This is a genomic window from Cupriavidus phytohabitans (genome assembly GCF_000426345.1).
Taxonomy (GTDB): domain Bacteria; phylum Pseudomonadota; class Gammaproteobacteria; order Burkholderiales; family Burkholderiaceae; genus Cupriavidus.
On sequence record NZ_AUFE01000008.1, the window covers coordinates 33,681 to 46,266 of the forward strand.

11 protein-coding genes are annotated in these 12,586 nt (G+C 65.8%); 7 read left to right on the forward strand and 4 right to left on the reverse strand.

The window, feature by feature from the left end; translation table 11 throughout:
- Nucleotides 1-210 precede the first annotated feature (210 nt).
- Nucleotides 211-2,025 (forward strand): ATP-binding response regulator, encoded by a 1,815-nt coding sequence (locus tag K309_RS0108285; protein WP_029045986.1) that lies wholly within the window; start codon nt 211-213, stop codon nt 2,023-2,025.
- 33 nt (nt 2,026-2,058) lie between these two features.
- On the opposite strand, the gene K309_RS0108290 is transcribed toward K309_RS0108285, so the two are convergent.
- Nucleotides 2,059-2,718 carry a response regulator gene (locus K309_RS0108290; RefSeq protein WP_029045987.1) on the reverse strand — a complete coding sequence of 220 codons (660 nt, stop codon included), beginning with the start codon at nt 2,716-2,718 and terminating at the stop codon, nt 2,059-2,061.
- Nucleotides 2,719-2,984: 266 nt separating this feature from the next.
- On the opposite strand from K309_RS0108290, the gene purN reads away from it, so the two are divergent.
- The 6 genes from purN to nadC all read left to right on the forward strand — a co-directional run bounded on the left by purN (nt 2,985) and on the right by nadC (nt 10,225).
- On the forward strand, nt 2,985-3,653 hold the full coding sequence (gene purN / locus K309_RS0108295) for a phosphoribosylglycinamide formyltransferase (protein ID WP_029045988.1): 669 nt from the start codon (nt 2,985-2,987) through the stop codon (nt 3,651-3,653).
- On the forward strand, nt 3,650-5,062 hold the full coding sequence (locus K309_RS0108300) for an RsmB/NOP family class I SAM-dependent RNA methyltransferase (protein WP_029045989.1): 1,413 nt from the start codon (nt 3,650-3,652) through the stop codon (nt 5,060-5,062). The genes purN and K309_RS0108300 overlap by 4 nt, the downstream gene beginning before the upstream one ends.
- Nucleotides 5,063-5,119: 57 nt before the next feature.
- Nucleotides 5,120-6,511, forward strand: a complete 1,392-nt coding sequence (locus K309_RS36180) for a mechanosensitive ion channel family protein (RefSeq protein ID WP_035877070.1) — start codon at nt 5,120-5,122, stop codon at nt 6,509-6,511.
- Nucleotides 6,512-6,893: 382 nt separating this feature from the next.
- Nucleotides 6,894-8,084: a DesA family fatty acid desaturase gene (locus tag K309_RS0108310; protein WP_029045990.1), complete on the forward strand. Its 1,191-nt coding sequence runs from the start codon at nt 6,894-6,896 to the stop codon at nt 8,082-8,084.
- Nucleotides 8,085-8,210: 126 nt separating this feature from the next.
- On the forward strand, nt 8,211-9,365 hold the full coding sequence (nadA, locus tag K309_RS0108315) for a quinolinate synthase NadA (RefSeq protein ID WP_029045991.1): 1,155 nt from the start codon (nt 8,211-8,213) through the stop codon (nt 9,363-9,365).
- A complete protein-coding gene (gene nadC / locus K309_RS0108320) occupies nt 9,362-10,225 on the forward strand; it encodes a carboxylating nicotinate-nucleotide diphosphorylase (RefSeq protein WP_029045992.1) in 864 nt (287 codons plus the stop codon). Before nadA ends, nadC begins: the two co-directional genes overlap by 4 nt.
- Nucleotides 10,226-10,304: 79 nt before the next feature.
- Here the strand turns inward: nadC and nadB are convergent, their stop codons facing one another.
- From nadB to rpmB, 3 genes are all read right to left on the reverse strand, one after another.
- Entirely contained in the window at nt 10,305-11,897 is a 1,593-nt protein-coding gene (nadB, locus tag K309_RS0108325; protein ID WP_029045993.1) for an L-aspartate oxidase, read from the reverse strand.
- Between the two features lie 265 nt (nt 11,898-12,162).
- Nucleotides 12,163-12,333: a 50S ribosomal protein L33 gene (gene rpmG, locus K309_RS0108330; protein ID WP_010814980.1), complete on the reverse strand. Its 171-nt coding sequence runs from the start codon at nt 12,331-12,333 to the stop codon at nt 12,163-12,165.
- Nucleotides 12,334-12,346: 13 nt separating this feature from the next.
- Nucleotides 12,347-12,580: a 50S ribosomal protein L28 gene (rpmB, locus tag K309_RS0108335; RefSeq protein ID WP_006575661.1), complete on the reverse strand. Its 234-nt coding sequence runs from the start codon at nt 12,578-12,580 to the stop codon at nt 12,347-12,349.
- Nucleotides 12,581-12,586 lie beyond the last annotated feature (6 nt).

Here is a 12,586-nt window from a genome sequence, read left to right on the forward strand (position 1 = left end):
GAATGGGTCGGCTTGCCGCTGCTGGCGCCGCCATGTGCCTTAAGCTGCTGTTTTTGTGCCGCAACGGGCCAGCCCGGCATGGCGCGTTGCGGTAAAAGGCGGCATGATATGCACCACTTCGCTGTCACGTCGGCGTCACATGAAGCTGAAACGCCCGGGATGCGACATTTCTTGCCGCTTTTTGTCTCCGCCATCTCAAGCCAGCCACATTTGAACGCGCTGCCCAACCGGTTCCTGTCCCGGCTTCTGCCCCGCTTCCTGCCGCAATCCAGCGGTGAGCTTGACGTCGAGACCCGCGCCAAGCTGATGGCCATCGTGCACAAGAATGCGCCGACCGCCATCGTCGCCTCCGTGCTGCTGCCGGCACTGACCGCGCTGGGATTCCGGGACGATGTCAGCCACGCAGCGCTGCTGGGCTGGTGCGCGATCATGCTGCTGCTGACCATGGGCGGGCTGTGGTTCCATGTCGGCTACCAGCGCGACGGCGCCTCGATGAGCCGTTCCGCGCATACGCGCAAATGGTGGAACAACATGCGCGTGCTGGCGCTGCTGACCGGGGTGACCTGGGGCAGTTCGGCGCTGCTGCATTTGTATACGGATTCGGTGGTCTTCTCCAGCGTGCTGTACCTGCTGACGCTGGGCGTGCTGGCAGGGGGGGCGGTCTCGCAGGCGCCGGTGCCGTCCAACCTGGTGTACGCGGGCGTGCCGATCCTGGTGCCCAGCATCCTGATGGCGGAGTTCGCCTTCCCCGGCCATGGCGCTTATGTACAGGGCCTGCTGGTGATCTATGCGCTGATGCTGTCGCGCCATGCCTTCAACCTGCAGGTCACGCTGGTGCGCGCGATCCAGCTCGAGGGTGACAGCCGCCGCCTGGCCAAGCAGTTCCAGGAAGAAAAGGAGCGCGCGCTGCATGCCAGCGAAGAGAAATCGCGTTTTCTGGCCGCCGCCAGCCATGACCTACGCCAGCCGGTGCATGCGCTGGTGATGCTGGTGGAGGCACTGCGCGCGCGCAACCAGTCGTCGTCGCTGCATCCGCTGGTAGAGCAGGTGGCGGCCGGCACGCAGACCATCGACCTGCTGTTCCGCTCTCTGCTGGACCTGTCCAAGCTGGAAGGCCGCAAGGTCCTGCCGACGCTGGAGCCGTGCGAACTGGGCGCGCTGATCCGCGACGTGATGAGCCAGTTCGCCGCCGACGCACGCGAAAGCGGCCTGATGCTGACGCCGCGCGTGCCCGACGAGCTGTATGCGATGGCCGAACCGGTGCTGCTGCGCCGCGCGCTGTTCAACCTGGTGCAGAACGCGCTGCGCTATACCCAGCGCGGCGGCGTGCTGGTGACCGCGCGCCAGCGCCGCAAGCACGTGCGGCTGGAGGTGTGGGACACCGGCGCCGGTGTCACGCCCGAGCACTTGCCCGAAATCTTCTCGCCGTACTACCAGGTCAACAACCCGCAGCGCGACCCGTCTCAGGGCCTCGGCCTTGGCCTGGCGATCTTCAAGGAATGCGTGCGGCTGATGCGCGGCACCTATGGCGTGCGCTCGGTGCCGGGCAAGGGTTCGGTGTTCTGGTTTGCCCTGGCTCCGGTGCCGGCCGAGACGGTCGCCAGCGTGCGTGAGATGCGCGCCATGGCGCAGGCCCAGGAAGCCAAGCCCGACCGGCTGCAGGGCACGGTGCTGGTGGTCGACGATGACAGCCAGATCCGCAAGGCATGGATCGCGCTGATGGAAGCGTGGGGCATCCACGTGGCCTGCGCCGCGCACGGCGCCGAGGCCGACAAGCTGTTTGCCAAGGGCCTGCGCCCGGACATCATCTTCTGCGACCTGCGGCTGCCGGGCAGCGAGAACGGGCTGGACCTGCTGGAGCGCTGGCAGAACACGCAGCCGCAGGCGCGCAGCGCGCTGCTGACCGGCGACCTGAAATCGGCCGCGCTGGCGGCGGCGGAAGAGGCGGGGTATTTCGTGTTGCCCAAGCCGGTCGACCCGGCGTCGCTGCGGATGCTGCTGCGGCGCTGGCTGCGTCCGGCTTAGGCCCGGCTCAGGCCTGGAGTCGCGCGGCGCGCCTTACTGGCGCAGCCGGAACCGTTCCATCCGCGACATCACCTGCATGCGGGTTCGCACGCCCAGGCGTTGCAGGATCGCCGAGACATGCTCCTTGACCGTGTTCTCGGTCAGCCCCAACCGGCGCGCGATCACCTTGTTCGGCAGGCCTTCGAGCACCAGGGCCAGCACGGACCCCTGGCGCGGCGTCAGGCCCAGCTCGGCCGGCGTGACCGGTATGCCGTGCGCGGGGCCGAACGACTGGGCCCGCCCGTTCAGGGCCTCATCGGTAGGGAACGCGGTATCGCCCGCCAACACCTTGCGCACCGCGGCGGTGAAGGCATTGGCATCGAGATGCTTGCCGACGAAGCCGCATGCCGACAGCGCGCGGGCGCGGCCCACGATTTCGGGCGTGGCTTCCGCCGACATGAAGATAAAGCGTGCCCCCGGAATGACGGTCTTGAACGACTGCATGGCATCGAAGCCGGTGCCGTCGTTCAGCCAGATATCGAGCAGCACGATATCCGGGCGCAGCCCCTGCTGCAGGCTTGTCAGCGCTTCGCGGGCACTGCCGGCGGCGTGTACCGCGACATCCGGCATGACTTCAGCAAGGAAAGCCGTAGTGCCTGACAAGGCCATAGGATGATCATCGACCACCAACAACGTCGGTGCAGCGTTCGACATGCGAATTCCCGTCTAATTTCCCGTTTCGTCCTTGTTGTCACCCCGCTCGTTCAGAGCACTGTGTCGTTAAAACATGCACAGGATTGGCGCGTGGACGTAGCGCCCACTCTAGCAGAGGGGGCGAAGCGTCACAATCCATCAATCGGGGGTATCCGACCCCACCGTCACATGTTAGAGACCTTGTGGCCTGTCTGGATCTGGTGAATTAAGCACCTAATGAGTTCGCTTTACCTGAGTTTAGCGCCTCGGCTTGGTAGAATTGCGCGATGAAAAAAATTGTCATCTTGATTTCCGGGCGAGGCTCGAACATGGAAGCCATTGTCCGGGCCTGCGCGGGCGACGGCTGGCCGGCCCGCGTGGCAGCAGTACTGTCGAACCGGCCCGATGCCGCCGGGCTGCAGTTCGCGCAGCAGCAAGGCATTGCCACCGGTGTGGTCGACCATCGCCAGTTCCCGGATCGCGCCTCGTTTGACGCCGCGATGGCCGAGGCCATCGATGCCCACGCCCCCGACCTGGTGGTGCTGGCCGGCTTCATGCGCATCCTGACGCCGGCTTTTGTCGACCGCTATGCGGGCCGGCTGCTGAATATCCACCCGTCGCTGCTGCCGTGCTTTCCCGGGCTGAATACCCACAAGCAGGCGCTGGACGCCGGCGTCAAGCTGCACGGCGCCACCGTGCACTTTGTGACCCCCGAACTCGACCATGGTCCGATCGTGATCCAGGCGGCCCTAGACGTGCTGCCGACCGACACGCCCGAAAGCCTGGCCGAGCGCCTGCTCGGGTGCGAGCACCAGATCTATCCCCGCGCCGTTCGCTGGTTCGTCGAAGACCGCCTGCAACTGCAGGACGGCGTGGTCAACGTTATCAACCCGGCCGAGCCGCAATTGCTGATGGCCATCTCCGCCCATACCCCGGCGGCAGGAGTCAAGGCATGAGCCGCAACCAGGCAGGAACCCGTCCCAACCGCAGTGAAGGCCATGCGCCGCCGCGCGGCAAGAGCAAGGGAAAGGGCAGCCCCATCCGCAAGCCCGCCAATGGCAATGCCGGCCGCGAAGGCGCGCCGCGCGTGCACGGTGGGCTGCATGCCTCGCATATCCAGCATATCGACCGCCTGCTCGGCAAGGTCATGCTGTTTGCGCGCCCGGCCGACGCCGTGGTGAGCTATTACTTCCGCGAGAACAGCAAGCTGGGCCATCGCGAGCGCGGCATCATTGCCGAGGCCATCTACGCGGTGCTGCGCCGGCGCGTGGAGTTCGCGCAGTTTGCCGAAAGCGGCACCGGCGCCAGCTCGCGCCGCCTGGCGCTGCTGGGCCTGGCGGCCACGCTGGGACGCGACGTGCTGACGCCGTTCCTGCACCCCGAAGAGGCCGAATGGCTCGACCGCCTGACTACGATCGAACGTTCCAGCCTGGCCCCGCGGGTACGCACCAATCTGCCCGAATGGCTGTACGACGAACTGGTGCGTCGCCATGGCGAAGCATTTACCGCGGCGCTGGGCGATGCCTGGCTGCGCCCGGCGCCGCTTGACCTGCGCGTCAATCTTGGCAAGACCAGCCGCGATGCGGCGCTGGCCGAGCTGCAGACCGCAGGCCTGGGCGCCGAGCCGACGCCGATGGCGCCCGCCGGCATCCGCATGGCCGGCAAGCCCGCACTGAACCAGCTGCCGATCTTCGTCAACGGACTGGTCGAGGTGCAGGATGAAGGCAGTCAGCTGCTGTGTAACCTGGTTGCACCGAAGCGTGGCGAGATGGTGGTCGACTTTTGTGCCGGCGCGGGCGGCAAGACGCTGGCGCTGGGTGCCGCAATGCGTTCCACCGGCCGGTTGTACGCCTTCGACGTGTCGGAAAAGCGCCTGGCCAACCTGAAGCCTCGCCTGGCGCGCAGCGGCCTGTCCAACGTCCATCCGGTCCTGATCGACTCCGAGCGCGACGCCAAGATCAAGCGCCTGGCCGGCAAGGTCGACCGGGTGCTGGTGGATGCGCCGTGCAGCGGGCTGGGAACGCTGCGGCGCAATCCCGACCTGAAGTGGCGCCAGACGCCGGAAGCTGTGCTGGAGCTGACCGCCAAGCAGAGCGCGATCCTTGAATCGGCGGCGCGCCTGGTCAAGGGCGGCGGCCGCGTAGTCTACGCCACCTGTTCCGTGCTCGAGGCCGAGAACGAAGCTATCGTGCGCGATTTCCTCGCCGCGCATCCCAACTTCCGCCTGGTCCCGGCCAGCGAGGTGCTGGCAGACCAGAAGATCGAAGTGCCCGCGCTGCCGGCGGATAGCGGCATGTTCGCGCTGTATCCGCATCTGCACCAGACCGACGGCTTCTTCGCCGCGGTGCTGGAACGCACCAGCTGACGCCTGTGGCCGCCGCCCCTTTGCAGCGGGCGGCGGCCCTCAACCTGAGTCTCCCCGATGAACGGTGAAACCCTGTCCGGCCTCGGCGGCGAGCTGAAGGCCTCCCATTCGATGTTCGGCAGGATGCTGGGCGACCTGATCCGCGATGCCGGTGGCCCGGGATTTTTCTGGCAGCTGCTGGTGCTCGCCGGCTGCCTCGCGGTGGCGTGGCCGCTGGGGCGCTACATTGTGCACCGGCTCGAGGCGCGCTACGCTAGTTCCAGCTTCTCGCTGCGCTTTGCGGCGGCCAGCCTGGAGCGGGCCATGTTCCCGCTGGCAGGGTGGGTGCTGGTGATGATCGCGCGCTTCGCGCTGGAGCCGCTGATCCCGATCAGCGTGCTGCGGCTGGCGCTGGTGCCGCTGTTCGGCATCACCGCGCTGAACGTCGTCTTCTATATCCTGCGGCGGGTGATGTCAGGCAGCGGACAACTGCACGGCATGCTGCTGCTGGTGGAGAAAGTGCTGACCACACTGGTGTGGGTCGGCATGGCCCTCTATGTACTGGGGGTGCTGTCGGACGTGGTCGGGTGGATGCAGGACATGCGCTTCTCGATCGGCGGCAAGCAGCAGATCAGTCTCGCCGACACGCTGTTGGCAGTGGTCTGGATCCTGCTGACGGTGCTGGTGGCGTTGTGGTTCGGGTCCTGGCTGGAGGAGCGGCTGATGCGCTCGGCCAACCTCGACGTCAGCCTCAAGGTGGTTCTGACCCGCATCTCCAAGGCCGTGCTGCTGCTGGTGTCGCTGCTGCTGAGCCTGTCGCTGGTCGGCATCGACCTGACCGTGCTGTCGGTGTTCGGCGGTGCGCTGGGTGTGGGCCTGGGCCTGGGTTTGCAGAAGATCGCCAGCAACTACATCTCGGGCTTCATCATCCTGCTGGACCGCTCGGTCAAGCTGGGCGACCAGATCACGGTGGACAAGTACACCGGCATCGTGTCGCAGATCCGCACCCGCTACACCGTGGTGCGCAACGGCGACGGCGAGACGCTGGTGCCGAACGAGCAGCTGGTGGCGCAGTCGGTGCAGAACCATTCGTTTTCGAATACAAATGTGCGCGTGGCGACGCGCGTGCAGGCCGACTACAGCGCCGATCCCGAGACCGTGATCGCACTGCTGACAGAATGCGTGCGCGAACTGCCGCGCGTGCTGAAGGACCCGGAGCCGGCTGCCTTCCTGGCGCTGTTCGCCGACAGCGGCATCGAGTATGAAGTCGCGGTCTACATCGCCGATCCGCAAAACGGCAAGCTTGGGGTGCAATCCGCGATGAACCGCGCCATCTGGCGCGCGCTGCGCGAGCATGGCATTTCGATCCCGTACCCGCAGCGCGAGCTTCGTGTGATGCACGAGACGCCCATGCCGGGGCCTGGCGCGCCCAAGCCGAACACCTTGCCCGAGGCTGCCAACGCCACCTGACGGCCTCACGGAAGGGCGGCGGCTGCGCCGGGCGGCGAATTCGGCACCCATGGAACGAAAACCGTTGCTCGCCGTCGAAATCCGGGAAATAGCGTATGCCGGCGCCCTCGGCAATCCGGTAGAATGCCGGGTTGTCGCGGGTTGAGACATCCCGCTCCCACATCAGACAGCCGCCAGATTGCAGCGGCTCGTACCTTGTCCCGCCAGCCCGAGGCCGGCGCCAGACTAGCGTTCCAGGGAGCCCGGAGCGACTTCGGGTTCCATGGCGAGCGCCAGACAGCTATCGCAATCAATGGATTCGCAGCTATTTTTTCTGCGCGTTGTGTGTACCGGCCCAGCCGGCTTGCACGGGAAAGTCCCTGTTTAACCGACGGAGAACAGTTTGTTCGACACTATTCTTGACTGGGCCGCGAACGGCCTTGCCAATTGGGCCTGGTGGGAGATCGTCATCTACACCCTGGTGATGACGCACATCACCATCGCAGGCGTCACCATCTTCCTGCACCGCTGCATGGCGCACCGGTCGCTGGACCTGCACCCGATCGCCCAGCATTTCTTCCGCTTCTGGCTGTGGCTGACCACCGGCATGGTCACGCGCGAGTGGACTGCCATCCACCGCAAGCACCACGCCAAGTGCGAGACGGAAGACGATCCGCACAGCCCGCAGACCCGCGGCATCCGCAAGGTGCTGCTGGAAGGCGCCGAGCTGTACCGTGCCGAGGCCAAGAACAAGGAAACCATTGCCAAGTTCAGCCATGGCTGCCCGAATGACTGGATCGAGCGCAATCTCTACTCGCGCTTCACCTGGCAGGGCGTCGGCCTGATGCTGATCATCGACCTGGCGCTGTTCGGCGTGATCGGCATGTCGGTGTGGGCTGTGCAAATGCTGTGGATTCCGATCCATGCCGCCGGCATCATCAATGGCCTGGGCCACTGGTGGGGCTATCGCAACTACGATTGCGAAGACGCGTCGACCAACGTATCGCCGTGGGGCCTGATCATCGGCGGCGAAGAGCTGCACAACAACCACCACACCTACCCGACCTCGGCCAAGTTCTCGATCAAGTGGTATGAGTTCGACGTGGGCTGGGGCTATATCCGCGCGATGCAGGCGGTCGGCCTGGCCAAGGTCAAGAAGACCCCGCCCAAGGCGCGCCTGGTGGAAGCCCGCCCGGTCGACCACAATACGCTGGAAGCCATCATCGCCAACCGCTATGACGTGATGGCGCGCTACGCCAAGGCCGTCAAGGGTGCGTTCCGCCAGGAACTGGAAAAGCTCAAGGAAGGCCGTGTTGCCGAGTACCGCAGCTTCAAGCCCGCCAGCAAGTGGTTCCACCGCGAGGAGACCAAGCTGGCCGCGCAGCAACGCGAACAATTGGCGAGCATCGTCGAGCAGAACAAGGCGCTGCAGACCTTCGTCGAAATGCGACGTGAACTGGCCGCCATCTGGGGCCGTTCCAACCTGACGCGCGAGCAGCTGCTGCAGCAGCTGCAGGCCTGGTGCCACCGTGCCGAGGTCAGCGGTATCCAGGCGCTGCATGATTTCTCGCTGCGCCTGCGCCGCTACGCCTGATACAATTCGGCCGCGCCGTATGGTTTGACAAAGCCCCGCCCATGGCGGGGCTTTTGTTTTAGATAAACTCCCCCATGTTCTGGCCGGCCGCACCCTGTTGGCGGAGGTCTAGAGGAGTACCCGGAGATGACCCCACAATCGATCAAGACCGTCGAGTTCGAGAAGCCGAACCTCGCGGATGCCGAAAACGCCACTGGCGGCAGCTGCGTGGCCCATGCCTGGGCCAAGGTGCCGCCGGTGCTGTCGCCCGATGAGCGGCAGTCGCTGAAGGCGCGTATCCGCCGCTTGCTGAAGGAACGCAACGCGGTGCTGGTGGCGCACTACTACGTCGACGCCGACCTGCAGGACCTTGCCGAAGAAACCGGGGGCTGCGTCTCCGACTCCCTCGAAATGGCCCGCTTCGGCCGCGACCACGAAGCCAAGACCCTGGTGGTGGCCGGTGTGCGCTTCATGGGCGAGACCGCCAAGATCCTCAGCCCCGAGAAGACCGTGCTGATGCCGGACCTGGATGCGACCTGTTCGCTCGACCTGGGTTGCCCGGCCGACGAATTCGCCGCCTTCTGCGACGCGCATCCGGATCGCACCGTGGTGGTCTACGCCAACACCAGTGCCGCCGTGAAGGCGCGCGCGGACTGGATGGTGACCTCGAGCATCGGGCTGAAGATCGTCGAGCACCTGCATGCGCAGGGCAAGAAGATCCTGTGGGCACCCGACAAGCACCTGGGCAGCTATATCCAGAAGCAGACCGGCGCCGACATGCTGCTGTGGCAGGGCTCGTGCCTGGTGCACGATGAGTTCAAGGGCATCGAGCTGGACCTGCTGCGCCGTGAATTCCCCAACGCCAAGATCCTGGTGCACCCGGAATCGCCTGAGAATGTGGTAGCGCAGGCCGATGTGGTCGGCTCCACCTCGCAGCTGATCGAGGCGGCGCAGAAGCTGGACGCGACCGAGTTTATCGTCGCCACCGACAACGGCATCCTGCACAAGATGCGCATGGCCGCGCCCGGCAAGCATTTCATCGAAGCGCCGACTGCCGGCAACAGCGCGACCTGCAAGAGTTGCGCGCACTGCCCGTGGATGGCGATGAATGCGCTGACTAACCTGGCCGACGTGCTGGAGACCGGGCGCAATGAGATCCATGTCGACCCGGCCATCGGCGTCAAGGCGGTGACCTGCATCAACCGCATGCTCGATTTTGCCGCGGCGCAGAAGCGCAATGTGCGTCCGTCGTCCGACCTGGCGCAGGAACAGGCGCTGTTCCAGGGGATCGGTCCGGCATGAGCGTGAATCCGATTTTCGACAGCTACGGCGCAGCGCTGCAGGCGGCGCTGCAAGCCAATGTACAGGCCGCCATCGCCGAGGATGTCGGCAGCGGAGACCTGACCGGCCTGCTGGTGCCGGCAGGCAAGCCCGCGCATGCGCGCGTGATCGTGCGCGAAGCGGCGGTGCTGTGCGGACGGCCGTGGTTCGACGCCTGCATGCGCGCGGTCGATCCGGCGCTGGAAGTGCGCTGGCTGCAGGAAGAGGGCGCCCGCATGGCGCCGGATTCCGTGGTGTGCGAGATCACCGGCCCGGCGCGCTCGCTGCTGACCGCGGAACGTCCGTCGCTGAACTTCCTGCAACTGCTGTCCGGCGTGGCCACGGTGACGCGCCGCTATGCCGACCTGATCGCCGGCACCCGCGCGCGCGTGCTGGATACGCGCAAGACGCTGCCAGGCTTGCGCCTGGCGCAGAAGTACGCGGTGCGCGTCGGTGGCGGCGAGAACCAGCGGCTGGCGCTGTACGATGGCATCCTGATCAAGGAAAACCATATCGCCGCGGCCGGCAGCATCACCGCCGCGATGCAGGCGGCGCAGGCGCTCGATACCGATGCGCCGGTGCAGGTCGAAGTGGAGTCGCTGGCGGAACTGGAAGAGGCGCTGGCCGCGGGCGCGAAGTCGGTGCTGATCGACAACTTCACCGTGCCGATGATGCAGGACGCGGTGAAGATCAACCAGGGCAGGGCGCTGCTGGAAGTGTCGGGCGGCGTCAATGCCGAGACCATCCGCACGTTTGCCGAGACCGGCGTGGACCGCATCTCGGTGGGCGCATTGACCAAGGACGTGCGCGCGACGGATTACTCGCTGCGTATCATCGGCTGACGCATCGCCAGCGCGAAGTCAAAAAAAACGGGGTGGAGCCCTCTGGCTCGCACCCCGTTTTTTTATTGCTGGACGGCGCTCAGCGCTTGCGGCCGGCCGAGGGCTGCATCACCGTAGGCAGTGCCTTCGGCAGCGAGTCCGGATAGTCGCGGCTGAAATGCAGCCCGCGGCTTTCATGCCGCGAGTACGCGCTGTCCACGATCAGCGAGGCCACCTCCACCAGGTTGCGCAGTTCCAGCAGGTCGCGCGTGACCCGGAAGTTGGCGTAGTACTCGGCGATTTCCTCGCGCAGCAGGCCGATGCGGTGCTGCGCGCGTTCCAGCCGCTTGCTGGTGCGCACGATGCCGACGTAGTTCCACATCATGCGGCGCAGTTCATCCCAGTTGTGGGACACCACGACTTCCTCGTCGGCATCGGACACGCGGCTCTCGTCCCACGCCGGCAGCGTGATGTTGGGCGCGCCGGCCTTGTCCTTCGAGGCGATGTCTTCCGCCGCGGCGCGGCCGATCACCATGCATTCGAGCAGCGAATTGGAGGCCAGCCGGTTGGCGCCATGCAGGCCGGTGCAGGCAGACTCGCCCACTGCGTACAGGTTGCCGATATCGGTGCGGCCCGCGGTATCGGTGACCACGCCGCCGCAGGTGTAGTGCGCAGCCGGGACGACCGGGATCGGCTCGCGCGTGATGTCGATGCCCAGTTCCAGGCAGCGCGCGTAGATCGTCGGGAAGTGTTCTTTCAGGAAGGCTTCGGGCTGGTGGCTGATGTCCAGGTAGACGCAGTCCAGGCCGCGCTTCTTCATCTCGAAGTCGATCGCGCGCGCGACCACGTCGCGCGGTGCCAGTTCGGCGCGCTCATCGTGTTCGGGCATGAAGCGGGTGCCGTCGGGCAGCTTGAGCAGCCCGCCTTCGCCGCGCACCGCCTCGGAAATCAGGAACGATTTGGCATAGGGGTGGTACAGGCAGGTGGGGTGGAACTGGATGAACTCCATGTTCGACACCCGGCAGCCCGCGCGCCACGCCATCGCGATGCCGTCCCCGGTGGCGGTGTCAGGGTTGGTGGTGTACAGGTAGACCTTGCCAGCGCCGCCCGCGGCCAGCACCGTGTGCGTGGCGGTGAGGGTGTGCACCGCGCCGGTGCTGTCGTCGAGAACGTAAAGGCCATAGCACCGGTTGCCAGGCAGTCCCATCTTGCGCGAGGTGATCAGGTCGATCGCGAAATGGTCTTCCAGGATGGTGATGTTCGGATGCTGCGTGGCCTGCTGCAGCAGCGTGCTGACCACCGCGTGTCCGGTGGCATCGGCCGCGTGGATGATGCGCCGGCGGCTGTGGCCGCCTTCGCGGGTCAGGTGGAAGCCCAGTTCGGCCTGCTCGTCGCGCGTGAACGGCACGCCGCGGTCGATCAGCCACTGGATCGCTTCGCGCCCGTGCTCCACGATAAAGCGGGTTGCCTCTTCGTCGCAGAGTCCTGCGCCGGCAACGAGTGTGTCCTGCGTGTGCTCGTCATGGCTGTCGCCGGAATCAAGCACGGCGGCGATGCCGCCCTGCGCCCAGTCGCTGGCGCCCTGCGTCATGGCGCGCTTGCTGAGGATGACAACCCGGTGGGTGTCGGCCAGTTGCAGCGCGACCGTAAGGCCGGCCAGCCCGCTGCCGACGATGGCGACGTCGAAATTCATGGTGCGGAGAGAGCGCCGGAAGGCGCCGGGCGGATGGGGGAAACGGGAAAGTCTACACCGTGCGCGGCATGCCGTGCAGCGGTGAACCGGCCCGACTGGGCGGTGATCGCGCCGGAAAGTTGCCGTGTGCTTGCTGGTGTGCCGAACGGCGCGCTTCTTGCGGCCTGCGGGGACCAACGTCGCGCCTGCGCCGTCGCGCGGGAAACGAGCGGGCAACAAAAAGCCCCGCAACATGGCGGGGCTTTCTGGCGGGATACCGGATCAATTACTTGATCTTGGTTTCCTTGTAAGCGACGTGCTTGCGAGCGACGGGATCGAACTTCATGATCTCCATCTTTTCCGGCATCGTGCGCTTGTTCTTGGTGGTGGTGTAGAAGTGACCGGTACCTGCGGTCGATTCCAGCTTGATCTTGTCGCGGCCGCCCTTGCTTGCCATGATGTGCTCCTAATTAGACTTCGCCACGTGCGCGCAGATCGGCGAGCACGGAGTCGATGCCTTTCTTGTCGATCAGGCGCAGGCCGGCGTTCGAGACGCGCAGGCTCACCCAGCGGTTTTCGGATTCAACGAAGAAACGACGATTCTGCAGGTTGGGCAGAAAACGGCGCTTGGTCTTGTTGTTTGCGTGGGAAACGTTGTTGCCGACCATCGGCGCTTTCCCGGTCACTTGACAGACGCGTGCCATGAAGCA

Bases quoted from the DNA above. Each gene is read 5' to 3' on its own strand.
- K309_RS0108290 (WP_029045987.1), bottom strand. From the start codon at position 2,718: ATGTCGAACGCTGCACCGACGTTGTTGGTGGTCGATGATCATCCTATG.
- purN (WP_029045988.1), top strand. From the start codon at position 2,985: ATGAAAAAAATTGTCATCTTGATTTCCGGGCGAGGCTCGAACATGGAA.
- K309_RS0108300 (WP_029045989.1), top strand. From the start codon at position 3,650: ATGAGCCGCAACCAGGCAGGAACCCGTCCCAACCGCAGTGAAGGCCAT.
- K309_RS36180 (WP_035877070.1), top strand. From the start codon at position 5,120: ATGAACGGTGAAACCCTGTCCGGCCTCGGCGGCGAGCTGAAGGCCTCC.
- nadA (WP_029045991.1), top strand. From the start codon at position 8,211: ATGACCCCACAATCGATCAAGACCGTCGAGTTCGAGAAGCCGAACCTC.
- nadC (WP_029045992.1), top strand. From the start codon at position 9,362: ATGAGCGTGAATCCGATTTTCGACAGCTACGGCGCAGCGCTGCAGGCG.
- nadB (WP_029045993.1), bottom strand. From the start codon at position 11,897: ATGAATTTCGACGTCGCCATCGTCGGCAGCGGGCTGGCCGGCCTTACG.
- rpmG (WP_010814980.1), bottom strand. From the start codon at position 12,333: ATGGCAAGCAAGGGCGGCCGCGACAAGATCAAGCTGGAATCGACCGCA.
- rpmB (WP_006575661.1), bottom strand. From the start codon at position 12,580: ATGGCACGCGTCTGTCAAGTGACCGGGAAAGCGCCGATGGTCGGCAAC.